The organism is Achromobacter sp. 1011791174 (assembly GCF_059760925.1).
This window is the reverse complement of sequence record NZ_JCBANH010000026.1, coordinates 38,403-64,949: the sequence shown is the minus strand read 5'-3', so window position 1 is coordinate 64,949 and position 26,547 is coordinate 38,403. Positions and strand designations below refer to the sequence as shown.

Genomic DNA, 26,547 nt, shown 5'->3' with positions numbered 1-26,547 from the left:
GGAGCTAGCCATGTCAGATCCCATCGTTATCGTTTCCGTCGCCCGCACGCCCATGGGCGGCATGCTGGGCAGCCTGTCCGGCCTGGCCGCGCACGAACTCGGCTCGGTCGCCATCAAGGCGGCCGTCGAGCGCGCCGGCATCAAGCCCGAGCAGGTCGACGAAGTCATCATGGGCAACGTGCTGCAGGCCGGCCAGGGCCAGGCGCCCGCCCGCCAGGCCGCGCTGGGCGCGGGCCTGCCGCTGGGCGTGGCCTGCACCACCATCCACAAGGTCTGCGGCTCGGGCCTGAAGGCGGCGATGTTCGGCCACGACCTGCTGGCCTCGGGCAGCGCCACCATCGTGGTGGCCGGCGGCCAGGAAAGCATGAGCAACGCCCCCTACCTGATGCTCAAGGGCCGCCAGGGCTACCGCTACGGCCATAGCACCGTGTACGACCACATGGCGCTGGACGGCCTGGAAGACGCCTACGACAAGGGCAAGGCCATGGGCGTGTTCGCCGAGGACTGCGCGTCCAAGTATTCCTTCACCCGCGAGCAGCAGGACGCCTTCTCGCTGGAATCGCTGCGCCGCGCCCGCGCCGCCTCGGAAGACGGCAGCTTCAAGTGGGAAATCGCCCCCGTCACCGTGGCCGGCCGCAAGGGCGACACCGTGATCGACACCGACGAGGCCCCCACCAAGGCCATGCCGGAAAAGATCCCCACCCTGAAGCCCGCCTTCAAGAAGGACGGCACCGTCACCGCCGCCAACTCCTCGTCGATCTCCGACGGCGCCGCCGCCATGGTGCTGATGCGCGCGTCCACCGCCGAAAAACTCGGCGTCAAGCCGCTGGCCCGCATCGTGGCCCACAGCCAGCACTCGCAGGAACCGAACTGGTTCACCACCGCCCCCGTGGGCGCGCTGAAGAACCTGTTCGCCAAGACCGGCTGGAAGGCCGAGGACGTGGACCTGTACGAGATCAACGAAGCCTTCGCCGTGGTCACCATGGCCGCCATGACCGACTTCAAGCTCCCGCATGACAAGGTCAACGTCCACGGCGGCGCCACCGCCCTGGGCCACCCGATCGGCGCCTCGGGCGCCCGCCTGATGGCCACCCTGGTCGGCGCGCTGCGCAAGACCGGCGGCAAGCGCGGCGTGGCCACGCTGTGCATCGGCGGCGGCGAAGCCGTGGCGATGGCCATCGAGATGGTCTGATCCCGCACCCCGCTCCGCTTTCCGGGACGGGCTTCGCGCCCGCCGCGGAAACGGATGCCGCTGCGCCTGCTGCCGCCACGGCCCGCAGAGGCGCAACGATATCCGCGCAGTCCCTTGCCATACCCCCGCGCGACACAGACAACCATGCCCGGACCACCGGGCGACGAGACAAACCGCTCCCCGAGCGCCTTCAAATCCCAACCAGCAGGACGGGTGGAACCCCATGCCCATCATCGAATCCCGCATCAATACGCGATCGCAGGACTACACCGACAACGCCCGCGCCATGCAGGCGCAGCTGGACGACCTGAACCAGCAGCTGGCGCGGACCGCGCTGGGCGGCAACGAGGCCGCGCGCGCCAAGCACGTGGCGCGCGGCAAGCTGCTGCCGCGCGACCGCGTCGAACAGCTGATCGATCCGGGCAGCCCCTTCCTGGAACTGTCGCCGATGGCGGCGCACGGCATGTATGAAGGCGAGGCGCCGGGCGCCGGCGTCATCACCGGCATCGGCCGCGTGTCGGGCACGGAATGCGTGATCGTGTGCAACGACGCCACGGTCAAGGGCGGCACTTACTACCCGATGACGGTCAAGAAGCACCTGCGCGCGCAGGAGATCGCCGCGCAGAACCGCCTGCCCTGCGTCTACCTGGTCGACTCCGGCGGCGCCAATCTGCCGCGCCAGGACGAGGTCTTCCCCGACCGCGACCACTTCGGCCGCATCTTCTACAACCAGGCCACCCTGTCGGCCCAGGGCATCGCGCAGATCGCGGTGGTGATGGGGTCCTGCACCGCCGGCGGCGCCTACGTGCCCGCCATGAGCGACGAGTCCATCATCGTCAAGAACCAGGGCACCATCTTCCTGGGCGGCCCGCCGCTGGTGAAGGCCGCCACCGGCGAGGAAGTCAGCGCCGAAGACCTGGGCGGCGGCGACGTGCACACGCGCCTGTCCGGCGTGGTCGATCACCTGGCCGCCAACGACATGCACGCGCTGCAGCTGGCGCGCAACGCCGTCGCGCGGCTGAACCTGCAAAAGCCGCAGCCGCTGGCGCTGCGGCCCGTGCGCGAACCGCGCTACGACCCGTCCGAACTGAACGGCATCATCCCGGCCGACACCCGCAAGCCCTATGACGTGCGCGAGGTCATCGCGCGCATCGTCGACGGCTCGGAATTCGACGAGTTCAAGGCCCGCTTCGGCCCCACGCTGGTCACGGGCTTTGCCCACATCCAGGGCATGCCGGTGGGCATCGTGGCCAACAACGGCATCCTCTTCTCGGAGTCGGCGCAGAAGGGCGCGCACTTCATCGAGCTGTGCGCGCAGCGCAAGATCCCGCTGGTGTTCCTGCAGAACATCACCGGCTTCATGGTCGGCCGCAAGTACGAGAACGAAGGCATCGCGCGTCACGGCGCCAAGATGGTGACGGCCGTGGCCACCGCCGCCGTGCCCAAGTTCACCGTGCTGATCGGCGGCTCGTTCGGCGCCGGCAACTACGGCATGTGCGGCCGCGCCTATTCGCCGCGCATGCTGTTCATGTGGCCCAACGCGCGCATCTCGGTCATGGGCGGCGAGCAGGCCGCCAGCGTGCTGGCCACCGTCAAGCGCGACGGCATCGAGGCGCGCGGCGGCAACTGGCCGGCGGCCGAGGAAGACGCGTTCAAGGCGCCCATCCGCGAGCAGTACGAGCGCGAAGGCCATCCGTACTACGCCACCGCGCGCCTGTGGGACGACGGCATCATCGCCCCGGCCGACACGCGCCGCGTGCTGGGCCTGGCGCTGTCGGCCGCGCTCAACGCCCCGATCGAAGACACGCGCTTCGGCGTATTCCGGATGTAGGGCGGCGCAGCCGCCCCTCGCGTAGCCCCAGAACAATCCCGCCTGGATGAACTCCATGTTCGATACTTTGCTGATTGCCAACCGCGGCGAAATCGCCTGCCGCGTGGCCGCCACCGCCCGCCGCCTGGGCATCCGCACCGTCGCGGTGTATTCCGATGCCGACGCCAACGCGCGCCACGTCGCCGCCTGCGACGTGGCCGTGCACATCGGCGGCCCCGAGCCGCGCGCCAGCTACCTGCGCGCCGACGCCATCCTGCAGGCCGCGCGCGACACCGGCGCGCAGGCCATCCACCCCGGCTACGGCTTCCTGTCGGAAAACGAAGCCTTCGCCCAGGCCGCCACCGACGCCGGCATCGCCTTCGTCGGTCCGCCGGCCTCGGCCATCGCCGCCATGGGCAGCAAGTCCGCCGCCAAGTCGCTGATGGAAAAAGCCGGCGTGCCGCTTGTGCCCGGCTACCACGGCGACAATCAGGACCCGCAGTTCCTCAAGACGCAGGCCGACGCCATCGGCTATCCGGTGCTGATCAAGGCCAGCGCCGGCGGCGGCGGCAAGGGCATGCGCGTGGTCGAATCGTCCGGCGCCTTCCTCGACGCGCTGGCTTCCTGCCAGCGCGAGGCCGCCTCCAGCTTCGGCGACGACCGCGTGCTGATCGAACGCTACCTGCAGAAGCCGCGCCACATCGAGATCCAGGTCTTCGCCGACACGCAGGGCAACTGCGTCTACCTGTTCGAGCGCGACTGCTCGGTGCAACGCCGCCACCAGAAGGTCATCGAGGAAGCGCCCGCGCCCGGCATGACCGAAGAACGCCGCCGCGCCATGGGCGAGGCCGCCGTGGCCGCCGCGCGCGCCGTCGGCTACGTGGGCGCCGGCACGGTGGAATTCATCGCCGAGCCCGACGGCCGCTTCTACTTCATGGAAATGAACACGCGCCTGCAGGTCGAGCATCCGGTCACCGAGATGATCACCGGCCACGACCTGGTCGAATGGCAGCTGCGCGTGGCCGCCGGCCAGCCGCTGCCGGCGCGCCAGGAAGACCTGCGCATCGAGGGCCATGCCATCGAGGCCCGCATCTACGCCGAGAACCCCGAAAAGGGCTTCCTGCCGTCCATCGGCACGCTGGCCTACCTGGGCCTGCCCGCGCACACCGCCTTCGCCAACGGCGACATCCGCGTGGACGGCGGCGTGCGCATGGGCGACACCATCACGCCGTTCTACGACCCCATGATCGCCAAGCTGATCGTGCGCGGCGCCGACCGCGACCAGGCCCGCGCCCGCATGCTGCAGGCGCTGGCGCAGACGCAGGCCGTGGGCGTGCAGACCAACGTCGCCTTCCTGTCGCGCCTGATGCGCGACAGCGCCTTCGCCGCCGCCGACCTGGACACCGGCCTGATCGAGCGCCAGCGCGACACCCTGCTGCCCGCGCCGCGACCGGCCGGCGCCGACGCGCTGGCGCTGGCCAGCGCCGCCGTGCTGGCGCGCCAGGGCCTGGCCCAGCCCGGCGCGGCCGCGCAGGCCTCGGCCGATCCCTGGGACGCGCGCGACGGCTGGCGCCTGGGCGGCCAGTACCGCCGCGAGCTGCAATGGGTGGACAACGGCGAAACGCGCCGCGTCGCCATCGCCCGCCACGGCAAGGACTGGACCCTGGATGCCGGCGACGGCCCGCAACCGTTCCTGTGGCGCGCGCAGGCCAACGCCGGCGGCGCCTTTGCCCTGCGCGTCACGCTGGGCGGCCATGAAAGCGCCGGCACCGTGGCGCTGCACGCCGACCGCGCCTACGTCTTCACCGACGCCGGTTCGCACGCGCTGGAGCTGTACGATCCGCTGGCGCACTCGCAGGACACGCAGGGCGAGCACGGCGGCGGCCTGACCGCGCCCATGCCGGGCAAGATCATCTCCATCGCCGTCAAGGCCGGCGACACGGTCGAGAAGGGCCAGCCGCTGCTGGTCATGGAAGCCATGAAGATGGAGCACACCATCTCGGCGCCGGCCGACGGCAAGGTCGCCGAGGTGTTCTACGCCATCGGCGACCAGGTCACGGAAGGCGCGGAGCTGGTGGCGATAGAGTAGTCCAGGCGGCGTGGCGAGCGGGCCATGTGGCCGCCGCGCCGCGCCGCTTGCCCGCGCGCTGGCGGGACTCCGCGACAATAAATGTCAAGGCTGGGGTAACTCCGGAGCGCGACGCGGCATGGCGGTGATACTCTGGTCAGCTGTAGTCCGACACAGGCGATCCGGCCAACACGCCATGCCGAAATCACTGCCTCTTTTCCGAGCCGCCGCCGTCACGGCGGCGCTCCTGGTCCTGCAAGGCTGCGGCCCCGGCGGCGCGCCGTCCTATGTGATCTTCGGCGCCTACTTTCCCCGCTGGCTGCTGGCGGGCCTGATCGGCATCGTCGCGGCCCTGGTCGCGCACCGGCTGTTCGTGGCCAAGGCCTGGAACGGCAAGCTGCCCCTGCAACTGTCCGTGTGCTGCGCCATCGGCATGGTCGTGGCCGTCCTGTTCTGGACGCTGGCGACGAGGTGACCCCATGAAACTCGCCGGCACGCGCAAGACTCCCGCCCTCGGCCGCCTGATCGCGCTGGCCATCATCGCGCTGGGCGTGGCCGCCCTGGCCTACGCCTGGCACCGCAGCGCGAACTACCCCGCCACCGACAGCGCCGGCATCGACGCCGACCTGGTCCACATCGCCACGCCCGTCGGTGGCCGCCTGGTCGGCCTGCCGGTCAAGGAGAACCAGCGCGTCGCCAAGGGCGATGTGCTGCTGGAGATCGACCCCGAACCCTACCGCCTGACCGTGCAGCAGGCCGAGGCCGACCTCGCCATGGCGCGCGCCTCGCTGGAATCGCGCCGCCGCATGCTGATCTCGGAACGCGCCAATTCCGCCATCGCCGACGAACAGCTGCGCCGCGCCGAGGCCAACCACGCATTGGCCGCGCGCACCGTCAAGCGGCTGGCGCCGCTGGCGGCGCAGGGCTACATCCCGACGCAGCAATACGACCAGTCCCAAATCACGCTGCGCGACGCCGAGGTATCGCTGAAACAGGCCCAGCAACAGCAGGCGGCGGCCGCCAGCACCATCGGCGACGAGGCCGAGGCGCAGGCCGCCGTGCAGGCCCGCGAGGCCGCCCTGGCGCGCGCCCGCCACTCGCTGGAACAAACCGTGGTGCGCGCCCCCCACGATGGCTACGTGACCGGGCTGTCGGTGCTGACCGGCGAGACCGTCGCGCCCAGCCAGTCCCTGTTCACGCTGGTGGCGTCGGATGAATGGTTCGCCGTCGCCAACTTCCGCGAAACCGATCTGGCGCAGATCGCCATCGGCGACTGCGCCACGGTCTACTCCATGATCGACCGAGGGCAGGCCATGCGCGGCAAGGTCGTGGGCATCGGCGCCGGCGTGCTCGACGGCGACCGCGTCAACCTGCCGCATTCGCTGCCGCTGGTGCAGCGCTCGGTGAACTGGGTGCGGGTGGCGCAGCGCTTCCCGGTCCGCGTCGAACTCGAGGAACCGCCGGCGCAGCTGGTGCGCATGGGTGCCAGCGCCGTGGTCGAGATCCGCCATGGACCGGCCTGCCGCTAGGCCCGGCTTCCCGCGCCCGGGCGATCTGGCGCGGCTGCTGGCGCCGTTCCCCGGACGCGGCGAGATGACGCTGCGCCTGACCGTCATCTGCGCGCTGACCGCGCTGGTCGCCAGCGCCTACGGCACGCCGGAAGCGGCGCTGTCGGTCTACATCGCCTTCTTCCTGATCCGCCCGGACCGCGTGCTCAGCGCCATCCTGCCCGCCATGATGCTGCTGCTGGTCTCGGTGATCCTGGGCGTGATCCTGCTGGTGACCACCGCCAGCATCGACTATCCCATCCTGCGCGTCTCGGCCATGGCGCTGCTGTCGGCGGGCTTCCTGTTCCTGGCCTCGGCCAGCAAGCTGCGGCCCATCGGCGCCATCCTGGCGATGATTGTCGGCTTCGGGCTGGACCAGATGGGCCGCGTGCCGATCGGCGAGGCCAGCACCCGCATGCTGCTGTATGCGTGGCTGCTGGTGGCCATCCCGGCCGCTGCGGCCATCGTCGCCGGCCTGCTGCTGGCGCCTTCGCCACGACGCCTCACCTGTGATCGGCTGGCGCGCCGGCTGAGGCTCGCTGCCGAACGGCTGAGCGGCAGTGCGGACAGCACCCCCGCCTTCGCCCTGACCTTGCGCGAAGGCAACAAGCAGATCCTGACCTGGCTGAAGCTGTCCGCGCTGGAAGGCAGTTCAAGCCGCGCCGACGTGGCCGCGCTGCGCCAGGCCGCCGTCTCCAGCATCGCCATTCTGGGCGCCGTGGATGTGCTGCGCGGCGAGGCCGGCACCGGCCTGCCCGACGCGCTGGCGCGGTCATTGGCCGGCACGCTGGCGGACATGGCGGCCATGCACGAACAGGGCGGCTATCCCGTCGAGATCGACCTGGCGTTGCCGTCGGTCACGCTGCCCCCGGCCGCGCGCGCCGCCCTCGATGAAATGCACGACGCCATCATGCGCTACGCGGAATCGCCGGATGCGCCCGCTGGAGCAACCGGCGTCTCCGACGCGTCTGCCGCGGGGTCGCCCGCCGCCGGCTCGCCCTCCACGGATGCGTCCACCGCGCCGACCGCGCCCAAGCGCGGCGGCTTCTTCCTGCCCGACGCCGGCACCAATCCCGAACACATCGCCTACGCGCTCAAGACCACCGGCGCGGCGATGTTCTGCTACCTGCTGTACACGCTGCTCGACTGGCCCGGCATCCACACCTGCGTCATCACCTGCTACATCGTGTCGCTGGGCAGCGCCGGCGAGACCGTGCAGAAGCTGCGCCTGCGCCTGGCCGGCTGCGTGATCGGCGCGCTGGCGGGCACGGCCGCCATCGTGTTCATCGTGCCGCACATGGACTCCATCGCCTCGCTGCTGGCGCTGGTGTCCATCGCCGCCGCGCTGTCGGCCTGGATCGCGGTGGGCCCGCCGGCCATCGCCTACGCCGGCTTCCAGATCGCCTTCGCCTTCTTCCTGTGCGTCATCCAGGGCGCCGGCCCGGGCTTCGACCTGACCATCGCCCGCGACCGGACCATTGGCATCCTGCTGGGCAACGTGGTGGTCTACCTGATCTTCACGCGCGTCTGGCCGGTCAGCATCGCCGCCAGCGTCGACCGCGCCATGACGGCCCTGCGCGCGCAATGGCGCGCGGGCGCGGCCGGCGGCGCGGCGCGCCATTGCGCCCTGGCCGCCGAAGCGCTGGCCGCCGGCCGCGACGCGCAGCGACAGCTCTCGCTGACCGCCTATGAACCCGCATGGCTGCGACCGCCGCAAGCCTGGCAGGATGCCCGCCGCGACACACTGGCGGCGCTGTCCGCCACGGCCGCGCCGCTGGTCCTGGCCGCCGGCCGCGCGCCAGGCGATGCCGCGCTGCTGGCGCGGATCGACGGCGCGGGCCTGGCCAGTCCGCCATCGCCCCCCCTGCCGGCCGCGCGGGGCGACGCGGCGCTGCCCGCCTTGCTTCAGCTGATGGACGCCCGGGCCGCGCGCGCCGTCGCCGGCCCGTCCACCGAACCCACCCAGGAAGCCCCGGCCCATGCCCCTGCCTAAGATGCCGAGCCTGTCCGTCCGCCCATCCTGGCCAATCCTGCTGCCGCGCCTGTCCTGGCCGGCCCTGCTGTTGAGCCTGGCCGGCTGCGCCACCTCGTCGCTGGACCTGGCCCCACCGCGCGCCGACCGGCCCTGGACGCCACCCGTCGACGCCAGCGGCTCCATCGTCTCCGGCCCGGCCCGGCCCGACAGCCCCGACGCGCGCTACGTGCTGCCGGCCAACGCCGCCGCCGGCGCGATGCCGCAAGACAACGCCATCGATCCCAGCCACGAATACACCTTGGCCGAACTCATCGACCTGGCGCAATCGTCCAATCCGCGCACCCGCATCGCCTGGAACGCGGCGCGCAACGCCGCGCTGGCCACCGGCATGGTCAAGAGCGTCTACCTGCCGCAGCTGGCCGCCACCGCCATGACGGGCTGGCGCCACAGCAACGGCTCCAGCAACATCGGCCTGGGCGACTCCTCCAGCAACAGCAGCACGCACGGCACCGTGGGCGTGCTCTCGCTGCAATGGCTGCTGTTCGACTTCGGCGGCCGGCAGGCGCGCGTGCAGGCCGCCGAACAGGCGACCATCGCCGGCAACGTCGCCCTGACCGCCGTGCACCAGCAACTGGTCCAGGAAGTCAGCGTCGCCTACCACGGCTATATCGCGGCGCGCGCGCGCACCGTCAACGCGCGGCAGGGCCTGGTCAATGCCGGCACCCTGCTCGATGCCGCCAACGCGCGCTACCGGCAAGGCCAGGGCACCGTGGTCGAGGTGGCGCAGGCGACCCAGAACCGCGAACAGGCCCGGCTGGCCACTGTCACCGCCGACGGAGCCGAACAGGACGCTTATCTGGCGCTGATCACCGCCATGGGCATCTCGCCGCTGGCGCAGCCGCGCATCGCCGCGCTGCCCGATCACACGCTGTCGCCCGCGCTGGCGCAGCCGGTCGAACAGATCATCACCGACGCGCTGGCGCGCCGCCCCGACGTGCTGGCCGCCTACGCGGCCGAGCAGGCCGAACAGGCCAAGGCGCGCGCGGCGGACTCGGACTTCCTGCCCAAGGTCTTCCTGTCCGCGTCGACCTCGCACACCTCGGGGCGCTCGTCCATCACCGCCGTGCCCGCCATCGGCCAGCAGGCCGGCACCGTCAATCTGGACGGCAGCCGTTCCGGGTCCAGCGTCTTCCTGGGCGTGACGCTGCCGCTGTACGACGGCGGCCTGCGCGCGGCGGCGCGGATGCAGGCGCGCAACGACGCGGCCAGCGCCGGCGAACGCCTGACCCGCGCCAAGCAGGACGCCACGCGCCAGATCGTCGCCGCCCGCAATACGCTGCGCTCGGGCATCGCCGCCAACGAGGCCGCCGTCGCGCTGCTGAAAGCCGCGCGCGTCACCTACGACGCCGCGTCCGCCGCCTATCGCAACGGCGTGGGCTCGCTGACCGACGCCACGCTGGCGCAGAGCCAGATGCTGGTCGCGCAGAACGCCTACGCCGACAGCATCGCCAATGCGCGCTCGGCGGCGGCGGTGCTGGCGGTGGCGACGGGCAGGGTGTCGCTGCTGGACGAACGCTAGGACGGCGCGGCCGCTGGTCCGCCCCCTTTAGCTCGCCGTCAGCCCGCCGCGCCTAGAATCGGAAGCTTTCGCCCGCGCCGCGCGACCCGCCATGCCTGCCCCAGACACCTCCGGTCCCAGTCCGTTAGGACGCCCCGCCTTCCTGCATTTCCTCTTCGCGCGCGTGAGCGCGTCGCTGGCCTTCCAGATCGTCTCGGTCGCCGTGGGCTGGCAGATATACGAACTGTCCGGCAGCGCGCTGGACCTGGGCCTGATCGGGCTGGCGCAGTTCCTGCCGATGGCGGCGCTGACGCTGGTGGTGGGCCACGTGGCCGACCGATACGACCGCCGCAAGATCGTGGCCATCTGCATGGCGGTGGAAGTGCTGGCCACGCTGATGCTGGCGGTCGCCGCGCTGCACGGCCTGGGCGGCAAGCCGCTGATCTACGCCACGCTCATCATCATGAGCTCGGCGCGCGCCTTCGAGGCGCCCACGCTGTCCACGCTGATCCCCGCCGTGGTGCCGCGCGAATGGCTGCCGCGCGCCACGGCCCTGTCCTCGTCGGGCGGGCAGATCGCGCAGATCGCCGGGCCGGCGCTGGGCGGCGTGGGCTACGGCCTGGGCGCGGGCTGGATCTACTGCGTGGCCGCCGCGCTGTACCTGACCGCCTTCGCCGCCGTCGCCAGCATGAAGATCGACAGGACGCCGCCGCGCAAGGAGCCGACCACCTGGCACACGCTGTTCGCCGGCATCACCTTCATCTTCCAGCGCCGGCTGCTGCTGGGCACGCTGTCGCTGGACCTGTTCGCCGTGCTGCTGGGCGGCGCCGTCGCGCTGCTGCCCATCTACGCCAAGGACATCCTGCAGGCCGGCCCCTGGGCGCTGGGCGCGCTGCGCGCCGCGCCCGCCTGCGGCGCCATGCTGATGTCGCTGACCCTGGCGCGGCTGAGCCTGGGCAACCAGGTCGGCCGCCTGCTGTTCAGCGCGCTGATGGTGTTCGGACTGGCCACCACGGTGTTCGGGCTGTCCACCTCCATCCCGCTGTCGATCGCCGCGCTGGTCGTGCTGGGCGCGGCCGACGCCGTCAGCGTGGTGCTGCGCTCGTCGCTGGTACAGCTGAACACGCCCGACCACATGCTGGGCCGCGTCAGCGCCGTCAACACGCTGTTCGTCAGCGCGTCCAACCAGCTCGGCGAATTCGAGTCCGGCGTGATGGCCGCGCTGGTCGGCGCGGTGCCGGCCGTGGTGATCGGCGGGCTGGGCACCGTGGCGGTGGCCGGGTTGTGGATGTGGTGGTTCCCGGAGCTGCGCAAACTGCGCACACTGGTTCCGGCATGACGCCGGGGTCGGGCTGGCCTGGTCTCGCCTGATTGACCCCGCCGCGCCCCTACTTCTCCAGCCCCGCCTTCCTCACCTGACAGGCAATCGCCGTCAGCACCCCGATGCGCCGCAGCGGATCGGGCGGCAGCCAGTTCGGTTTCTCCAGGGCTTCCAGGTCATCCAGCATGGCGCTGCGCTGGCCGGCGATGCGCTCGGCCAGCAGGCGGCCGTGGATCGTGCCCTTGATGACGCCCGCGCCATTGCAGCCAACGGCGGCGTAAAGCCCGGGCCGGACCTCGCCGACGAAGGACGCGCCGTTGCCGGTCAGGGCGGTGGAACCGCTCCACACATATTCGAAATCATGCGCGGCCAGTTGCGGATAGCGGCGCTGGAACGACGCGCGCAGCTGTCCGGCCATGCGCTCCAGCGGTTGCTCGGCCTCGTAGGAATAGGCGCTGCGCACCATGAACCTGCCGCCACGGATGCGGCGCAGCGTGGTGCCCAGGCGGTTGGCGGGAATGACGCCCCACTGGTCGCGCTGGCCCAGCAGCGCCTGCTGCGCCGCGTCCAGCACCGGCGTCACGCCCGCGTAGGTGTAGATGGTGACCAGCCGGCTGCGCAGGAAACCCAGCCGCCGCGCGAAGGCATTGTTGGCCAGGATCACGTTGTCGGCGCTGAACTGGCCATTGCGCGTGCGCACGATGTAGGGACCGCCGCCATCCACCGATTCGACCGGATTGTTCTCCATCAGCCAGACGTTGTCCGGCAGCGTGTCGGCCAGTCCGCGAATCAGCGCGGCGGGCTGCACGAAGACGTTGTTCATCGAGTGGTAGCCGAACTGGTAGTAGTCCGTGCCCAGCTGCTCGCGCATCGCGTCGCGGTCCAGCTCGGAGTACGCCACGCCCCAGTCGCGATACTGCGCCAGCGACGCGCGCAGGTTCCGGCTGCCCCCCTCGGTGGCGGCGGCGTGGTACTTGCCGGCCAGGTCCCAGCCGCAATCGAAACCGCCCTGTTGCGACAGCTGCGCCAGCCAGTCCAGCCCGGCCTGGTACATGGCGATCTGCTTGCGCGCGATCTGCAGCGGGCTGTGATGCCCGCTCATGCGCGTGTTGTGGGGCAGGTTGATCAGGAAGCCCGAGTTGCGTCCGGCCGAGCCTTCGCCGGCGCTGCTGGCGTCCAGCACCAGGATGGGTTCCCGCGGCTGCAATTCAGCCAGCCGGCGCGCGGCCGCCAGGCCGGTATAGCCTGCGCCGATGACCACATGCCTGAAGCGCGATTGCGGCGGCGCGGCCACGCGCGGCGCGCGCGCCGGCAGCATGGCGTTCCAGCCCGAGCCGCTTTGGTAGTGAGGAAAAGTCCGCGATTGCCCTGAGGGGTGAGACATGATGATGGGTTCAGTGTTGCGGTTGGAATAGCGTTCGCCGGCGCGCCGCCGCGCGCCTCATTGGTCGGCGCGCGCCTGCAGGCTGCGCATGACTTCGTTCTGCACGATGCCCCAGATCTGCGATTTCAGCTCGATGTAGCGCGGCGACAGCTGCACGTCGGCATTGCGCGGAAAGGGCAGGTCGTTGGGAATATCGCAAGCCACGCGGCCCGGCCGCGCGCTCATGATGACCATGCGGTTGGACAACAGCAGCGCCTCGTCGATGGAGTGCGTGATGAAGATGATGGTCTTGCCGCTGCGCTCGTAGATGCGCGTCAGCTCTTCCTGCAGCACCTGCCGCGTCATCGCGTCCAGCGCCGCGAAGGGCTCGTCCAGCAGGATCACGTCGGGATCGTTGGCCAGCACCCGCGCGATGGACACGCGCTGGCGCATGCCGCCGGACAGCGCCTTGGGATAGGCGTCCTCGAAGCCCTTCAGGCCCACCATCTCGATGAACTGCTGCGCGGTGGCGCGGCGCTCGGCGGCCGGCACGCCCTTGAGCTTCAGGCCGAAGGCCACGTTCTCGGCCACCGTCAGCCAGGGAAACAGCGCGTACTGCTGGAACACCATGCCGCAATGCGGATCCACGTCGCGCACCTCGCGGCCATTGACCACGATGCGGCCGGCGCTTGGCTGCTCGAAGCCGGTGATCAGGTTCAGCAGCGTGGACTTGCCGCAGCCCGAGGCACCCAGCACCACCAGGAACTCGCCGCGCTTGACCTCCAGATCCACGCCTTGCAGCGCATGGAAGGAACCGAAGGACTTGGAGATGCCTTCGAGCGAGATCATCGTGTCGTTCGCCATCGTATCGGCCTTCGTATTCATCGCGACCATGCCAGCACCCTGTTTTCGATGACGCGGAACACCACGTCGGTGATCAGCACCGTGACGCTGATGAGCGCCATGCCCAGCACCACCGTGTCGGTCTGGAAGAACTCCTTGCCGTTCATGATCAGAAAGCCCAGCCCTTCCTTCGCCGCCACCAGCTCGGCGGAGATCACGCAGGTCCAGGACAGCCCCAGGATCACCTTGAAGCCGCTGAAGATCTGCGGCAGGCTGGCCGGCAGGATCACCATGCGCATCACCTGCGGCCCGCTCGCGCCCAGGTTGCGCGCGGCGCGGATCAGCAGCGGATCGATATTGCGCGTGGCCTCGATCACGTACAGCAGCGCGGGCGCGAAGGTGCCCATGAAGACGATGCTGTACTTCTGCGTCTCGGTGATGCCGAACCACAGCAGCGACAGCGGAATCCAGCTCATCGACGGCAGCGGCCGCAAAAAGGACAGGATCGGATCGAAGGCCGCGCGGGCGCGCCGCGACGTGCCCAGGAAAATGCCCAGCGGGATCGCCAGCGCGGTGGCGGCGGCGAAACCCACCATCACGCGACGCGCGGACGCCAGGATGTGGGACATCAGGGAACCCTGTTCCCACATGCCCGCCATGCGGGCGTAGACGGAAGAGGGCGGAGGCAGGAACAGCGGGTCCACCCATTGCAGGCGGCACGCGGCCTCCCAGAACAGCAGCAGCGCGATCACGGACACGCTGCTGATCAGCATCAGATCCGGACGCCGCTGGCGAGTCGGGGCGTTCATCATTCAGTTCATTCCAGGCGTTGAAGGTTCAAGTGCGCGAACAACGCGGCGCCAGGCCGGCGCCGCGCGTCCTACAGATAGGCCGGGTCGATCCACTCGCGCACCGGCGGCGCCTTGTCGATCTGGCCGTAGCGCACCATCATCTCGGCCAGCTTCTGCAGGCCGTCGATGTACTTGCCGCCCGGATCCAGCAAACCACGCTGGTCCGCCGCGCCGTACCAGTCGGCGCCCTTCACCATCGCCAGCTGATCCGCCGGCGCCAACTTGGTCAGCTCCACCAGCGCGGTCACGGCGCTGTCCGGCTGCGCGCGCAGCTGCTCATTGGCGCGGAAATACGCCTTCAAGAAACGCTTCACCGCGTCGGGGTTTTTCTCCAGGAAGGCGCGGCGCGCCACCAGCACGTCCGGTCCCGGCGTCACGCCGTAGTCGCGGTAGAGCGAGAACTGCGTGTCATCCGCCAGCACGCGCGCGCCCGGCATGGCGCTGATGGCGTTGAACTGCGGCGTCCAGGCCGCCGCCGCATCGATCTGGCCGGACTGGAACGCGGCCGGCATTTCCGGCGCGGGCACGTTCAGCACGGTCACGTCCTTGTCCGCCTTCAACCCGGCCTGATCCAGCAGGTTCAGCACCAGCAGATGCGCGCTGGACGCGAAGGTCACGCCGACCTTCTTGCCCTTCAAATCAGCCAAAGTCTTGACGCCATCGCGCACGATCAGCCCTTCCACGCGGCCGAAATTCTCCGGCACGCCGATGATGGCGAAGTGCTTCGACCCGCGCGCCATCACCGCCAGCGCCGCCGGCGCGGCCGTGACCGCCATGTCGATGTTGCCCGACAGCAGGGCGCTGACGCGCGCCGACGTGGTGCCGAACGATTCCCAGCCCACGTCCAGCCCCTCGGCCTTGAAATAGCCGGCCTGGATCGCCAGCCAGGCCGGGTAATGGCCCAGCCAGGCCGAGCCGCCGTAGCGCACGGCCTGCGCGCCCGCGGCCCATACGCGGCCGGCCAGCGGCAGCGACAGCGCCGCCGCCCCCAGCGCCGCGCCCTGGATGAATCTCCGTCTTGTCTCCTGCATGTCCTTCTCCCTTTGCGTTGTTATGGTCTGGCCGCCCCAAGGCTGACGACGGTCCCGCGGGGGCAGCGTGCGCACCTCAGGCGCGCGTCGCGGGGACCGCCTTGATTTACCGATTTCACCCACCGCGATACGCACGCTATCGGGATCGCTCGGAGCCGGCTTTGCCGGTCCGCGACGATGCCCTCTTGAGGGGGCCGCCCAGATGGGCAGCGCGCGGCGCTTCAGGGGTGGGCCCTGCCTTTCAACACAAGCGCATCTGCCGTCCCAGCCACGGCAGCCGCGCGTTGATCTGCGGAAAAATCTCCGTCTCCAGCGCGCTGCGGCTGTACTGCCAGAACGCGTCCGCCATCTCCTCGAACTCGCCCTGCCGCGACACCTGGTGCAGCGTGCGCGCCAGGCCCGGTCCCGGCAGCGGCAGCACCGCCACCTGGTCCAGCCACGAACGCCCCTGCAACAGGCACAGCGGCGTGGTCAGCGCCCAGCCCAGGTTGGCCGCGATCATCGCCATCACCACGTCGCTGGTATCGATTTCCAGGAACGGCGGCGCGGTCACGTTGGCGCGGCGCATATGGCGCTCGATCATGGCGCCGAAATGCGAGCGGCGGCTGAAACGGATGAACGGCGCCGCCTGCGCCAGCTGCCGCAGATCCATGCGCGCGAATTCGTCCGCGCGCGCCGTCGGCGCCACCAGCACGAAGGGCTCATTCAGGATCGCGCGGCGCGCCAGTCCATCCACATCCTCCAGCGCGTCCGTGGTGACGATGATGTCCACCTGCCGGTTCAACAACGCCTGCGCATGGCCGTAGGCCAGCCCCGACCACACCAGCACCTGGCTCGCGCTCTGCGTCAGCCGCTTGACGATGGCCGGCCCGGTCGTGGCCGCGAAGGAATCGATCATGCCGATGCGGATCGCCGGCCGGTTCATCAGGTCGGCCTCGCGCACCTGCGCGATCAGCCGGTCCACGTCATCGACGATCTGCCGCGACTGCCGCTGCAACGTCACGCCCGCCGGCGTCAGCCGGTACGGCCGGCGCGTGCGGTCCAGCACGCGCATGCCCAGCGTGGCCTCGATCTGCGAAATCGTCTGCGACACCGCGGACTGCGTCACGCCCAGCAGCTCGGCCGCCGCCGACAAGCTGTCGGCGCAGGCCACCGCCGCGAAAATACGCAGCATGCGGATGTCGAGTCCGGAATCGTTTTTCAGCGCGCCCATGGTGTCTCCTATGAGAAATGCTAAGAATGCCGACCTGCAGGGTCAAAAATATCGGCTTGTTTAAGCAAATCTAATAGTTGGCATTAGGGCGTGTGAAGTGGGCGGATGGCGGAGTGACCGCGAGCCGGTGGGAAAAGAGGGGGGAATTTGCCGACGCCCGCAGGCTCGCGGGCTGGCCTTGGCCGTTGAACCGCGCGTGTTCGGGCCGGGGAAAATCCGGCGATCAGCGACGGGTCACACTGCCGCCAGCCGCTCGACCGTGTCGGGGAATTTCTCGACCAGGCGGATCAGCAGCGCGGCCTGGGCTTTCGGCTTGGCGCGGGCTTGAGCTCCACCTCGTGCGTGCGCAGCGTGTGCTTGCCCGCGCGCGCGTTCGACATCGCGTCGAAGCCTTCGGCGATTTCCGTGTACAGGTTGCGCTTCTTCATCGTCTGGCCTCCAGTTCGGCATGCAGCAGCGCCTGAGCGCATGCGCTTTGGTCGACGTTGAATATACGTAGGCAGCGTAGGAGCATCAACCCGCGACGCATGGCGCATCGTCTGATAATCGCTGGCCCCTGCCGGATTACGGGACCGGCCAGCGCGCACGAACGCGCGCCCGGACAGTGGCTACAACCGCGCAGCGTGATCCTGGACGAGAGGGCAACGACCTAATCGCACTGATACGTCAGCCGCGCCCGATCAAACCGGCGCGCCGCGATGTCCTCTTCGCGCATCGTCACGTAATAGGCACCCGGCTGCGGAATGCCTGCATTCGGATCCGCGCCAATCTGCAGCACCAATCGCCACTCATGCGCGGACGCCATCAGCTTGCGCGCCTGCTCGGTCTGCCAGACCTCGCTGCTGCCGCAATACAGGCCGTTCGCGACCAGCTGGCAGGTTTCCTGCATGCCGCGCTGTATCGTCTGCGGAAAGCCGCCCAGCTGGTGGTTGTCGCGGTCTGCATTGTCCGGCGTGCCGAACTGTTCCAGCCAGTCTTCGTAAGCGTCGCAGCTTTCCTCGTCGTCCAGATCGAAGGCGTCCCAGGACGCGTCGTCGGTCTGGATCGGCGTGTAGACGGTCTGGGCCGAGGCCGGCGCCGCGCGGAACACGCAGGTCCATTCCTCATCGGAGATCGACGACAGCGCTTGCGGCACCGGCGCGCGCACCAGCGCGGCCGCCGGCGTCGCGTCCCACAACACGCGCCAGCCCACCGAGGCGGCGGGCGAGAAGCTCTCGGCCTGTTCCAGAAAGTCGTAGAACACCAGCAGCCGGCCTTCGTTCGGCAGCGCGGCGTCGAAACCCGCATGCGCCGACAGCTCGGCCAGATTGAGCTGGCCCAGGAAGGACAGCGGGAACGCTGTTTCCACCGCGTCCGCGCGCCGCCGGTATTCCTCGCTGAACAGCTTGCCCTGGGCGGGCGTCATCCACGAACCCTTCTTCTTCGAATCCGCCAGCGTGCGGTCGGCATTATGGCGATGCCCCTGCGCGCGCTGCGCCGCGTCCGGATAGGCAGGCCGCGTCGGCCAGGCCATGCCCGGCGGCAGATCGGGGCTGCCGCCGATCTTGGTCGCGCCCAGGGGAATCGCGTCCTCGTCGGCGGCGGAGGTGGCCAGCACCAGCGCCGGACGCGCCTGCGCGACCAGATGAGCGACGACCGTCCCGGGCAGCTCGGTCTCGGCGAGCGACTGGCGCAGGGCGTCCAGGCTTGCGGGGAATGGGGTAGGCATGTCCAGCGAATCCTTCGGGATGAAGCGCAATGCCGTCGCGGCCTCACGCTGCCGGACCGGGCGCTGCGCGAATCACTCAACCGCCGCGGGCAAACCAGGCCAGGCAAGCAGAAGCGGGCCGCGCACGCTCCATCCCGCGGCGGCTTTCGAGTGCGAAGCCGCCATTCTAAGGCGAGGACACGACGAGACCCGTCACGCCATCCCACAGCAGCTTCGTCGCCGTCACCACCAGCAGCCCATAGCACAGCCGGTACATCTGCGCCTGGTTCAGCCTGTGATGCAGCCGCCATCCCGCCCATGCCCCGACGAAAGCCGCCGGCACGCACAGCGCCACCAGGCTCCAGTAGCCGCGCGACAGCTCGCCCACCGCCAGCCACGGCCCCGCCTTCAGCAGATTGCCGATGGTGAAGAACATGCTGGTGGTGCCGCCGTAGACCTCCTTGGACAGCCCCAGCGGCAGCAGGTACATGGCCAGCGGCGGCCCGCCGGAATGCGCCACCATCGTGGTGATGCCCGACGCGCCGCCGGCCAGCAGCGCCTTGCCGTTGGAACGCGGCCGCGCGACCACCGTGGCGCCGCCGCGCCACCACAACCAGGCGAACAGCAGGGTCGTCAGCGCCATCAGGATTTCCACGGCATGACGATTCACGTGCCGCAACACGAAATATCCCGCGAACACACCCGCCAACAGCCCTGGCAGCAGCCAGAGCAGGTCCGGCCGCGACCAGGTGCGTGGCCGCCAGTAGCGCAGGGCGAATACGTCCATGGCCACGAACAGCGGCGCCAGCAGGCTGCCCGCGGCAATCGGATCCATCACCAGCGCCAGCAGCGGAATGCCGATGATCGCGAAGCCACCCCCGAACGCCCCCTTCATGAAACCGATCACGCCCACGGCGAGTAGAGCGACTGCGACGACCTGGACATCGAGACTCATGGTGTATGGCGACGAAAATGGACAAGTGGAAACGCGACGACGTGCAACGTTGCTGCGTTGTCGATGCGGCTTTGCGGCATCCTGGCGCCGTGGGCTGTGGCGCGGCAGCGTTGTGCGGCGCTATCCTAGACCGGATAATCAGCGCATCCAAATAATCGTCCTGGATACGCTTGCCCATGCCCACGTCCCGCTACAAACAACTGGTGGACCAGCTGGCGTCCGACATCCGCGCCGGGCGCCTGCGCCCCGGGACGCGGCTGCCCACGCACCGCGACCTGGCGGCGCGCGAAGGGCTGGCGCTGGCCACCGCCACGCGCGTCTATGCCGAGCTGCAAGCCATGGGGCTGGTCAGCGGCGAATCGGGCCGGGGCACCTTCGTCAAGGAAGCCCTGCCGCGCGGCCACGGCATCGACCTGCGCGCCTGGAACGACGATACCGCCGAACTGGCCTTCAACTCGCCGACGCTGCCCGCCCAGGCCGAGCTATACCGCGCCGCGCTGCGCCGGCTGGCCGAACACGGCGATCCCGAGGCGCTGCTGCGCTACCGCCCGCACGGCGGCAGCGACGCGGAACGGGCCACAGCCGCCACGCACCTGGCCCGCCGCGGCTTCGACGCCGACGCCGACTCGACGCTGCTGGTCAGCGGCGCGCAGCACGGATTGACGCTGGCCGCCATGGCCCTGTTCGAACCCGGCGACGTGATCGCCGTGGACGCCCTGACCTACCCTGGCTTCAAGCTCGCCGCCGAATGCGCTCGACTGGAGCTGGCGGCCGTTCCGGCAGCGGCTCCCGCCGCGGACGCCGCGGCCAACGACGGCGGCGGCATGGACCTGGACGCGCTGGCCGAGCTATGTCGCCGGCGGCGCGTGCGCGGGGTCTACACCATGCCCACGCTGCACAACCCGCTGGGCTGGGTTGCCGGCCCGGCCTGGCGCGCGGCGCTGGCCGCCATCGTCCGCCAACACGGGCTGACACTGATCGAAGACGGCGCCTACGCCTTCCTGGCCGACGAGGCCCCGCCCGCGCTGGCGGCGCTGGCCCCCGAAGCCACCGTCCACGTGACCAGCCTGTCCAAGAGCGTGGCCACCGGCCTGCGCGTCGGCACGCTGCACGCCCCGCGCGCATGGATCCCCCGGCTGGAACGCGCCATCCGCGCCACCACCTGGAACACGCCCGCCACCATGACCGCCATCGTCTGCGGCTGGATCGAAGACGGCACCGTCTCCCGCCTGGAAGCCGAGAAACGCCGTGACGCCCGCCAGCGCCAACAGATCGCCGCCGAGATCCTGGGCCACCTGCGCCCCGTCAGCCATCCGGCCTCGTACTTCACCTGGTTGCCGCTGGCGCAGGAAGTGCGCGCCGACACAATCGCCATGGCCCTGATGCGCGAACGCATCTCCGTCTCCACCGCCCATCCCTTCGCCGCCACGCCGCACGTGCCGCACGCGATCCGGCTGGCGCTGGGATCGGTCGGCCTGGACGCGCTACGGCGAGCGCTGGAGGCGGTGACGCGGGTGGTCGCAGACCAGACCGACCGCTAGCGCCAGGACGCCGGCGCGCCAACGCGCTATAACTGGCCGCTGTCCCCATTGCAGACGGACACAATTGGCAAATGGTTGTCCGACGCGAAGCGCGACGGCTCATTAAGATGGCGTCGCATATCGCGGCATGCCGCCGGCGCAACCGGCACCGGCGTCATGAACCCGCCCGCCGCATGCCTCTCAACGCAGGCCCAAGAGCAGATCCTCCATCCATGAAAACGTTAAGGAAAGCCCGCCTCACCCCCCGCGCCGCGCTGCTGCGCACCACAATGGCGGGCCTGGCCGCGTCGGCCCTGGCCGCCGCCTTCAGCCCGGCCGCCCACGCCCTGGAACCCGTCAGCAACGCGGCGCGGCAGGACGTCGCCCAGGCCGCCGCCGTCGCGCCGCCCGACGTGCGCACCGTGATGCAATCGATCTACCAGGTCGACGGCCAGGGCAAGGATTCGTATGAAGTCGCCAATGGCAGCGTCGCCACCTACTGGTACGGCCATTCCTTCGACCTGAACGGCACGCGCTACTTCACCGGCTTCACCTGGGACACCCGCGAGCGCTACGGCAAGCCCGGCGAGGACGATGCCGGCCCCGACACCCAGGTCAATCTGGCCGAAGCCACCTACACGCTGACCGGCTCCACGCCCGACAAGCCCTGGCAGTTCCGCGGCATGACCAACACCATCGGCAACTTCGGCGCCTACGAAAAGCCCGAGTTCGTCGACCCCAAGCGCAAGTCCGTCGAATACCGCACGCCGGCCGGCAAGCTGGTGCTGGCCGTGCCCACCGACGGCTTCGACAACGGCACCAGCTTCACCGGCTACGCGCTGTTCGTCTTCAACCCCGGACCGCGTGACGAGCTCAAGGACAAGGTCTGGACCTACGTGGGCAGCGTCAACACCGGCAGCGACAACAGCGCCGCCTGCGCCGACGGCGACGTCATGCCCTGCGTCAGCAGCCAGGGCGAACTGAGCTTCGCCGCGCACGGCGGCAGCGACATGCCCCGCATCAGCGTCAAGGTCAGCGGCACCACCATCACCGGGCCGGGCAAGACCCGCCAGCTCGGCCCGGCCGACACCGTCACCTACCACTACGACGCGGCCGGCAAGAAGTACGCCAGCCAGTAAGCGGCATCGCCGGCGCGGCCGTTCAGTACCGCGCCGCCCGACACGCAAGACGGGATGGGCATCACCCGCGATGCCCATCCCGTCATTGCATCCACCCCGTCAAAACGCCGTGCTACAGTCGGCCGTCCTTCCTGTCGCGGAGCGGAGCATGAGCCCCCAGACCCCGGTTTTCGATCCATCACGTACCGCCTTGCTGGTCATGCATTACCAGACCGACATCATGGAACTGTTCCCGTCGGTCGCCCCCGCCTTGCTCTCCAATACCCGACAGCTGTGCGACGCCGCGCGGCACGCGGGCGTGGCGGTCTACTTCGCCAAGATCCATTTCAGCCCCGGCTACCCGGAAGTCAGCCCCTTGAACAAGAACGGGCAGGGCATCAAGCAGCTGGGCCTGTTCGTGCACGACCGCATCTCGCCCGAGCTGGGGCAGCGCGACGACGAACCGCTGATCATCGCCCACCGCGCCAGCGTGTTCTACGGCACCGATCTGCAAGTGCGGCTGTCGGCGCAAGGCATCGACACGCTGATCCTGGTCGGCGTCGCGTCCACCGGCGTCATGCTGTCCACCATCGCGCACGCCAGCGACGCGGACTACCGGCTGTATAGCGTCAAGGACTGCTGCTACGACCCGGACGCGGTGGTACATGAACACCTGTTCGCCACCGCCTTCGAATCGCGCACCACGGTGCTGTCGCTGGCGGACGCCCTGGCGCTGCTGCGCTGACCGCCCCTGGCCCGCGCGCACCGCAAGCCCGCCGGAGACACGCATGGAGACCATCGAAGGCCAGACCTTCCTGATGAGCTACGACAAGGGCGGTTCGCACTTTCACGACCTGCACCTGCGCGATTGCACCTTCGACAACGGCGCGCTGTCGATGGTGAAGCATCCCAAGCGCATGTCACGCGTGCGCAACCTGCGCCTGAGCCAGTGCAGCGCCATCAACTCGATGATCAAGCCTTGCGTCTTCGAGGACGTGCTGGTCGAAGACCTGTCCACCAACCCCATCCTGCTGGTGTGGGCCTCGTTCTTTCGCCGGGTCACGCTGCGCGGCAAGATCGGCAAGATCAATCTCAACCTCGTGCCTGAGGCCTTTTGCACGGACGCCGCCATCCTCGATCAATTCGCGCAGGCGCGCGCCGCGTTCTATGCCGAGACCGACTGGGCGCTGGACATCAGCGAGGCCAAGCTGCTGGGGCTGCGTTGCGAGGGCGTGCCGCTGCATCTGATCCGGCGCGATCCGCAGACGCAGGTCATTCTGGACAAGCAGGGCCGGTATCGCGGGCAGCAGGTGCTGGACCAGGGCTTCGCGCAGGCGTTTCCCGTGACGGACAGCGTGCTGCGCGGTTTCGATGAATCGGACACGCAGTCCATGCTGCTGACCGCCTCGCTGGGCGCGCCGAAAGCGCGGCGCGACCAAGAGCAGGGCGCGATTGCCGAGCTGCGCAAACTGGGGTTCGTGGAAGACTGAACGTCGCGCGCCGGCTTCGAGTCCTGCACGTGACATGACACAGGATGACGAACGACAGCTGCAATATTGGCAAGCGCCGCACAGAGTAGACTGACCCCCTGTCCCCCGATCGAGTCCCTTTCCATGCTAGTCAAAGCCATACATGCCGGCCTGGCTCAAATCATCCTGCTGGGCGACGCCCTGACCCGGCCGCGCCCGCAACAGCGCTCGGCGCAAGGCCAGGCCAAGGTCAACGCCGAAGCGGCCCAGCTGTCGCTGTATCAATTCCACGCCTGCCCGTTCTGCGTCAAGACGCGGCGCGCCATGCGCAGGCTGAACGTGCCCATCACGCTGCACGACGCCAAGCGCGATCCCGAAGCGCGCGCGCGGCTGCTGGCAGGCGGCGGCAAGGTGAAGGTGCCGTGTCTGCGCATCGACGACGCGCAAGGCACGCGCTGGATGTACGAGTCCAATGACATCATCGCCTACCTCGAACAACGCTTCGCGGGCGTGGCCTGACAGGAGTTCATGGGGCATGATGCGCCGGACTTGTCTTTACCTCGTCAACTTGGGCGCCGCAATCGCACTGGCCGGCTGCGACGACTCGTCGCTGGACCCCGCGCCGCCGGGATCGAAACTCAACGCCGAGACCATCGCCACGCGCGACACGCCGCCTGAGTTGCAGTTCAAGGGCACGCTGGCGGGGCAGCCCGTGCATCTGCTGATGCATAAATGCAAGGTGTACAAGGTCGAACCGGGCGCGGGCGAGAACGTGAAGTGGACGCTGGTGCTGGAAGGCGACTCGTCTCTGCTGCCGACCGTCTGCGTTCAGCAATCGCTGACCGAGAGCAAGGGCGTGGTGACCGCGTTTATTGGAAGGCAGGCGTTTGGAGCGGGAGGGTGTTGCACGGGGATACCGGAGTATCGGTCCAGGGATGGGGTGAATTGGAAGCCGCGTTGAGTGTGGGCTTTGTGTTCACGCGAACCCCAGAGGCAGGCCGGCTCCTGCCACTCGGTTATTGAATCGATATCGGCGCGCTGTACGTTGTACCGGCTTCCTGGCCTCCATCAACGACGGCTGTCCGTGCGGACCTACGCCAGCCAGCGTTTTCCGTCTTTGTGATTAGCAATAAGGCAACAACATGCAGGTCATCGTGCGAGATTTTGTAGAAGCCGACCGGGACGCTCTGCGCCAGTTATTTGTCGTGTCCCGCGATGCCACTTTCTCGTGGGCTACCGTTGGCACCCACAAGCTTGAAGACTTTGATGTGAGCACTGCAGGTGAGCGGATTCTGGTGGCAGAGCACTCATACCGTCCCATCGGCTTTGCGTCTGTATGGCAGGAAGACAGCTTCTTGCACAACCTATTTGTTCATCCACGGTTTCAGGGGCTCGGGGTAGGAAAGATGCTGTTGGCAGGCTGCGACAGGTACTTTTCCAGCGCGCCGACACTGAAATGCCTCAAGGCCAATGCGCGCGCCAAGCGGTTCTATCAGTCTCAGGGGTGGCGAGTACGTAGTGAAGCCGACGGTCCTGAAGGCCCGTATTTCCTTATGGAGGCTGACCCGCGCCAGCAGGTCTAGCTCCAGTCTTCGACTCCGAGTTTTCACCTGGTGCCGCGCGGTTTTCTCAGGGCGCATCCGCTTGGGCGAATCGGCTAACGCAGCGCTGCAACATCGACGGTGCTTGCCTTGCATGCCCGCACCAGCTCTGGGTCATGGCTGGCAAACAACACGACGCGATCCTCGCCCCACGCCATGAATAGCTCGGCCAACACCGCGCGACCCCGAGCATCGAAACCATTGCTAGGTCCATCCGCAATCACCACCGCCGGATCCCCCAGCGCCGCCGCCGTCACAAACACCTTCCGCCGAGTCCCCGTCGACATCTGCTCGAAGCGCTTATCCAGATGCGGCTCCAGCCCCAGGTCATAGGCCAGTTCCAACGTGGCTTCATCCAGCGCCACGTTCCTCTCCGCCGCCACCTTCTCCAGCAAGCCGCGCCCCGTCATCTCGGGAAACAGCAAGCAGTTGTCCGGCACATAAGCCAGACGCGCCTTGGCCTGCGCCGGCGCGTGAAGCATCGAGTGGCCGTCGATCCACACATCCCCGCTATCCGGCGCGATCACGCCCGCGATGATGTTCAGCAGGCTGGATTTGCCGGTGCTGTCTTCTTCGCATAGCGCCACGCACCCGGGCGTGAAGGTATGGGTCAGGCCCTGGAAGACGAGGTAGTCGCCGTAGCGTTTGCTGAGATTGTCGATTCGTAGCATGGCGGAAAGTGTACGCAGGAACGCGCGTAGCGGCCAGTTTCCCCGGCGTGGGGACAACCGCCTGACGCCGTGTGATTCAGACCCGAGCCGGCGCGGCGCCTTCGCTATCCGCGACCAACGGACGGAAGGACATAGGGCTGCTCTTCAGGAACCAGCAATCCGCTGAAATCCTGCGCGGCATATTCTCGCTGTTGTGCCACGAAGTCGGTGATGTCCTCGATCGACAGCACCTCGTCCCGCGCATAGCGTTTCAGCATCTCGCCGCGCAATCCCAACTGGATGGCGCGACGCTCGATGACGGCGCCGGTCGGATCATGGTCGGGGTCCCACTGGAGCCGGACTTCGGACTGCTCCACGCGATCGCGCCATTCCTGCTGGGTCGCGTAACCCGAGGCGGCAAAGCTGGAGGCGACGGCGGCGCGCAGCAGTTCATCGAAGAAGGTTCTGGGCAATCGGACAGCGAGGATGCGCTCCTGTCCTTCTTTCGTCGCCCATCCCGAGCGGAACATCATCCACAGGAAATTGGGCTTGATCCAGCTCATACGCGAGAAGCTGAATTCACCGCCAAACTGCTGATGCTTCACGGCATGCGCAGCGATCGCGGGACGATAGGCCTGGTACACATAGATGGAGGTGGCGTCGTACTGCGCCATGATGTGCTGGCCCGATGCGGGCCATTGATGGATTTGCTCCAGATACAGTTTTGTTTTCATTTTTTTTAGTTGATGAGCAAGGTGGATAAAGGACCGATCCC

At 68.8% G+C, this 26,547-nt stretch carries 25 protein-coding genes; 15 read left to right on the top strand and 10 right to left on the bottom strand.

What is annotated here, in order from left to right:
- Positions 1–10: 10 nt before the first annotated feature.
- The 8 genes from AC6LJ5_RS12045 to AC6LJ5_RS12010 all read left to right on the top strand — a co-directional run bounded on the left by AC6LJ5_RS12045 (position 11) and on the right by AC6LJ5_RS12010 (position 11,489).
- Positions 11–1,192, top strand: a complete 1,182-nt coding sequence (locus tag AC6LJ5_RS12045) for an acetyl-CoA C-acetyltransferase (RefSeq protein ID WP_103271919.1) — start codon at positions 11–13, stop codon at positions 1,190–1,192.
- A 223-nt stretch (positions 1,193–1,415) separates the two neighbouring features.
- Positions 1,416–3,023: a carboxyl transferase domain-containing protein gene (locus tag AC6LJ5_RS12040; protein ID WP_103271918.1), complete on the top strand. Its 1,608-nt coding sequence runs from the start codon at positions 1,416–1,418 to the stop codon at positions 3,021–3,023.
- Positions 3,024–3,078: 55 nt separating this feature from the next.
- Positions 3,079–5,091 carry an acetyl/propionyl/methylcrotonyl-CoA carboxylase subunit alpha gene (locus AC6LJ5_RS12035; RefSeq protein ID WP_498140579.1) on the top strand — a complete coding sequence of 671 codons (2,013 nt, stop codon included), beginning with the start codon at positions 3,079–3,081 and terminating at the stop codon, positions 5,089–5,091.
- Positions 5,092–5,266: 175 nt separating this feature from the next.
- Positions 5,267–5,545 (top strand): hypothetical protein, encoded by a 279-nt coding sequence (locus AC6LJ5_RS12030; RefSeq protein WP_103271916.1) that lies wholly within the window; start codon positions 5,267–5,269, stop codon positions 5,543–5,545.
- Between the two features lie 4 nt (positions 5,546–5,549).
- A complete protein-coding gene (gene mdtN / locus AC6LJ5_RS12025) occupies positions 5,550–6,599 on the top strand; it encodes a multidrug transporter subunit MdtN (protein ID WP_498140578.1) in 1,050 nt (349 codons plus the stop codon).
- Positions 6,580–8,610 carry an FUSC family protein gene (locus AC6LJ5_RS12020; RefSeq protein ID WP_498140577.1) on the top strand — a complete coding sequence of 677 codons (2,031 nt, stop codon included), beginning with the start codon at positions 6,580–6,582 and terminating at the stop codon, positions 8,608–8,610. The genes mdtN and AC6LJ5_RS12020 overlap by 20 nt, the downstream gene beginning before the upstream one ends.
- A 1-nt stretch (position 8,611) precedes the next feature.
- Complete coding sequence (locus tag AC6LJ5_RS12015; protein ID WP_498140584.1) at positions 8,612–10,171, top strand: TolC family protein; 1,560 nt, start codon at positions 8,612–8,614, stop codon at positions 10,169–10,171.
- 91 nt (positions 10,172–10,262) lie between these two features.
- Positions 10,263–11,489 (top strand): MFS transporter, encoded by a 1,227-nt coding sequence (locus tag AC6LJ5_RS12010; RefSeq protein ID WP_103271912.1) that lies wholly within the window; start codon positions 10,263–10,265, stop codon positions 11,487–11,489.
- Positions 11,490–11,538: 49 nt separating this feature from the next.
- Here AC6LJ5_RS12010 and AC6LJ5_RS12005 read toward each other — a convergent pair whose 3' ends face one another.
- The 8 genes from AC6LJ5_RS12005 to AC6LJ5_RS11970 all read right to left on the bottom strand — a co-directional run bounded on the left by AC6LJ5_RS12005 (position 11,539) and on the right by AC6LJ5_RS11970 (position 19,414).
- Entirely contained in the window at positions 11,539–12,855 is a 1,317-nt protein-coding gene (locus AC6LJ5_RS12005) for an NAD(P)/FAD-dependent oxidoreductase (protein ID WP_498140576.1), read from the bottom strand.
- 57 nt (positions 12,856–12,912) lie between these two features.
- Positions 12,913–13,683, bottom strand: coding sequence for an ABC transporter ATP-binding protein (locus AC6LJ5_RS12000; protein WP_103276268.1), 771 nt, complete (start codon positions 13,681–13,683; stop codon positions 12,913–12,915).
- Between the two features lie 32 nt (positions 13,684–13,715).
- On the bottom strand, positions 13,716–14,486 hold the full coding sequence (locus tag AC6LJ5_RS11995; protein ID WP_498140583.1) for an ABC transporter permease: 771 nt from the start codon (positions 14,484–14,486) through the stop codon (positions 13,716–13,718).
- Between the two features lie 71 nt (positions 14,487–14,557).
- Entirely contained in the window at positions 14,558–15,559 is a 1,002-nt protein-coding gene (locus AC6LJ5_RS11990; RefSeq protein ID WP_498140575.1) for an ABC transporter substrate-binding protein, read from the bottom strand.
- A gap of 241 nt (positions 15,560–15,800) precedes the next feature.
- Entirely contained in the window at positions 15,801–16,772 is a 972-nt protein-coding gene (locus AC6LJ5_RS11985; protein WP_498140574.1) for a LysR family transcriptional regulator, read from the bottom strand.
- Between the two features lie 287 nt (positions 16,773–17,059).
- A complete protein-coding gene (locus tag AC6LJ5_RS11980) occupies positions 17,060–17,200 on the bottom strand; it encodes a hypothetical protein (RefSeq protein WP_369869744.1) in 141 nt (46 codons plus the stop codon).
- Positions 17,201–17,421: 221 nt separating this feature from the next.
- Positions 17,422–18,480, bottom strand: coding sequence for a YwqG family protein (locus AC6LJ5_RS11975; protein ID WP_498140573.1), 1,059 nt, complete (start codon positions 18,478–18,480; stop codon positions 17,422–17,424).
- A 166-nt stretch (positions 18,481–18,646) separates the two neighbouring features.
- Positions 18,647–19,414, bottom strand: a complete 768-nt coding sequence (locus AC6LJ5_RS11970) for a sulfite exporter TauE/SafE family protein (protein WP_498140572.1) — start codon at positions 19,412–19,414, stop codon at positions 18,647–18,649.
- A 176-nt stretch (positions 19,415–19,590) separates the two neighbouring features.
- Here AC6LJ5_RS11970 and AC6LJ5_RS11965 point away from each other — a divergent pair, with 176 nt between their 5' ends.
- The 7 genes from AC6LJ5_RS11965 to AC6LJ5_RS11935 all read left to right on the top strand — a co-directional run bounded on the left by AC6LJ5_RS11965 (position 19,591) and on the right by AC6LJ5_RS11935 (position 25,104).
- Positions 19,591–20,955 carry an aminotransferase-like domain-containing protein gene (locus AC6LJ5_RS11965; RefSeq protein ID WP_498140571.1) on the top strand — a complete coding sequence of 455 codons (1,365 nt, stop codon included), beginning with the start codon at positions 19,591–19,593 and terminating at the stop codon, positions 20,953–20,955.
- A gap of 212 nt (positions 20,956–21,167) precedes the next feature.
- Positions 21,168–22,073: a hypothetical protein gene (locus tag AC6LJ5_RS11960; RefSeq protein ID WP_498140570.1), complete on the top strand. Its 906-nt coding sequence runs from the start codon at positions 21,168–21,170 to the stop codon at positions 22,071–22,073.
- A gap of 148 nt (positions 22,074–22,221) precedes the next feature.
- Complete coding sequence (locus AC6LJ5_RS11955; protein WP_392410367.1) at positions 22,222–22,797, top strand: cysteine hydrolase family protein; 576 nt, start codon at positions 22,222–22,224, stop codon at positions 22,795–22,797.
- Between the two features lie 43 nt (positions 22,798–22,840).
- A complete protein-coding gene (locus AC6LJ5_RS11950) occupies positions 22,841–23,542 on the top strand; it encodes a hypothetical protein (protein ID WP_498140569.1) in 702 nt (233 codons plus the stop codon).
- Positions 23,543–23,665: 123 nt separating this feature from the next.
- Positions 23,666–24,040, top strand: a complete 375-nt coding sequence (locus tag AC6LJ5_RS11945) for a glutaredoxin family protein (RefSeq protein ID WP_103271901.1) — start codon at positions 23,666–23,668, stop codon at positions 24,038–24,040.
- A 16-nt stretch (positions 24,041–24,056) separates the two neighbouring features.
- Entirely contained in the window at positions 24,057–24,482 is a 426-nt protein-coding gene (locus AC6LJ5_RS11940; protein WP_498140568.1) for a hypothetical protein, read from the top strand.
- Between the two features lie 181 nt (positions 24,483–24,663).
- Positions 24,664–25,104, top strand: coding sequence for a GNAT family N-acetyltransferase (locus tag AC6LJ5_RS11935; RefSeq protein ID WP_498140567.1), 441 nt, complete (start codon positions 24,664–24,666; stop codon positions 25,102–25,104).
- Between the two features lie 74 nt (positions 25,105–25,178).
- On the opposite strand, the gene AC6LJ5_RS11930 is transcribed toward AC6LJ5_RS11935, so the two are convergent.
- Both AC6LJ5_RS11930 and AC6LJ5_RS11925 read right to left on the bottom strand, forming a co-directional pair.
- The gene (locus AC6LJ5_RS11930; RefSeq protein WP_498140566.1) at positions 25,179–25,793 is read right to left on the bottom strand and encodes an ABC transporter ATP-binding protein; all 615 of its coding nucleotides are present in this window, start codon (positions 25,791–25,793) and stop codon (positions 25,179–25,181) included.
- Positions 25,794–25,897: 104 nt separating this feature from the next.
- Positions 25,898–26,506, bottom strand: coding sequence for a DUF4291 domain-containing protein (locus AC6LJ5_RS11925; protein ID WP_498140565.1), 609 nt, complete (start codon positions 26,504–26,506; stop codon positions 25,898–25,900).
- Positions 26,507–26,547 lie beyond the last annotated feature (41 nt).

Bases quoted from the DNA above. Each gene is read 5' to 3' on its own strand.
- AC6LJ5_RS11940 (WP_498140568.1), top strand. From the start codon at position 24,057: ATGATGCGCCGGACTTGTCTTTACCTCGTCAACTTGGGCGCCGCAATC.
- AC6LJ5_RS11925 (WP_498140565.1), bottom strand. From the start codon at position 26,506: ATGAAAACAAAACTGTATCTGGAGCAAATCCATCAATGGCCCGCATCG.
- AC6LJ5_RS12015 (WP_498140584.1), top strand. From the start codon at position 8,612: ATGCCGAGCCTGTCCGTCCGCCCATCCTGGCCAATCCTGCTGCCGCGC.
- AC6LJ5_RS11935 (WP_498140567.1), top strand. From the start codon at position 24,664: ATGCAGGTCATCGTGCGAGATTTTGTAGAAGCCGACCGGGACGCTCTG.
- AC6LJ5_RS11950 (WP_498140569.1), top strand. From the start codon at position 22,841: ATGGAGACCATCGAAGGCCAGACCTTCCTGATGAGCTACGACAAGGGC.
- AC6LJ5_RS11995 (WP_498140583.1), bottom strand. From the start codon at position 14,486: ATGAACGCCCCGACTCGCCAGCGGCGTCCGGATCTGATGCTGATCAGC.
- mdtN (WP_498140578.1), top strand. From the start codon at position 5,550: ATGAAACTCGCCGGCACGCGCAAGACTCCCGCCCTCGGCCGCCTGATC.
- AC6LJ5_RS11970 (WP_498140572.1), bottom strand. From the start codon at position 19,414: ATGAGTCTCGATGTCCAGGTCGTCGCAGTCGCTCTACTCGCCGTGGGC.
- AC6LJ5_RS11930 (WP_498140566.1), bottom strand. From the start codon at position 25,793: ATGCTACGAATCGACAATCTCAGCAAACGCTACGGCGACTACCTCGTC.
- AC6LJ5_RS12035 (WP_498140579.1), top strand. From the start codon at position 3,079: ATGTTCGATACTTTGCTGATTGCCAACCGCGGCGAAATCGCCTGCCGC.
- AC6LJ5_RS12045 (WP_103271919.1), top strand. From the start codon at position 11: ATGTCAGATCCCATCGTTATCGTTTCCGTCGCCCGCACGCCCATGGGC.
- AC6LJ5_RS12030 (WP_103271916.1), top strand. From the start codon at position 5,267: ATGCCGAAATCACTGCCTCTTTTCCGAGCCGCCGCCGTCACGGCGGCG.
- AC6LJ5_RS11975 (WP_498140573.1), bottom strand. From the start codon at position 18,480: ATGCCTACCCCATTCCCCGCAAGCCTGGACGCCCTGCGCCAGTCGCTC.
- AC6LJ5_RS12020 (WP_498140577.1), top strand. From the start codon at position 6,580: ATGGACCGGCCTGCCGCTAGGCCCGGCTTCCCGCGCCCGGGCGATCTG.
- AC6LJ5_RS11990 (WP_498140575.1), bottom strand. From the start codon at position 15,559: ATGCAGGAGACAAGACGGAGATTCATCCAGGGCGCGGCGCTGGGGGCG.
- AC6LJ5_RS12000 (WP_103276268.1), bottom strand. From the start codon at position 13,683: ATGATCTCGCTCGAAGGCATCTCCAAGTCCTTCGGTTCCTTCCATGCG.
- AC6LJ5_RS12005 (WP_498140576.1), bottom strand. From the start codon at position 12,855: ATGTCTCACCCCTCAGGGCAATCGCGGACTTTTCCTCACTACCAAAGC.
- AC6LJ5_RS11985 (WP_498140574.1), bottom strand. From the start codon at position 16,772: ATGGGCGCGCTGAAAAACGATTCCGGACTCGACATCCGCATGCTGCGT.
- AC6LJ5_RS11945 (WP_103271901.1), top strand. From the start codon at position 23,666: ATGCTAGTCAAAGCCATACATGCCGGCCTGGCTCAAATCATCCTGCTG.
- AC6LJ5_RS11980 (WP_369869744.1), bottom strand. From the start codon at position 17,200: ATGAAGAAGCGCAACCTGTACACGGAAATCGCCGAAGGCTTCGACGCG.
- AC6LJ5_RS11955 (WP_392410367.1), top strand. From the start codon at position 22,222: ATGAGCCCCCAGACCCCGGTTTTCGATCCATCACGTACCGCCTTGCTG.
- AC6LJ5_RS11965 (WP_498140571.1), top strand. From the start codon at position 19,591: ATGCCCACGTCCCGCTACAAACAACTGGTGGACCAGCTGGCGTCCGAC.
- AC6LJ5_RS12040 (WP_103271918.1), top strand. From the start codon at position 1,416: ATGCCCATCATCGAATCCCGCATCAATACGCGATCGCAGGACTACACC.
- AC6LJ5_RS12010 (WP_103271912.1), top strand. From the start codon at position 10,263: ATGCCTGCCCCAGACACCTCCGGTCCCAGTCCGTTAGGACGCCCCGCC.
- AC6LJ5_RS11960 (WP_498140570.1), top strand. From the start codon at position 21,168: ATGAAAACGTTAAGGAAAGCCCGCCTCACCCCCCGCGCCGCGCTGCTG.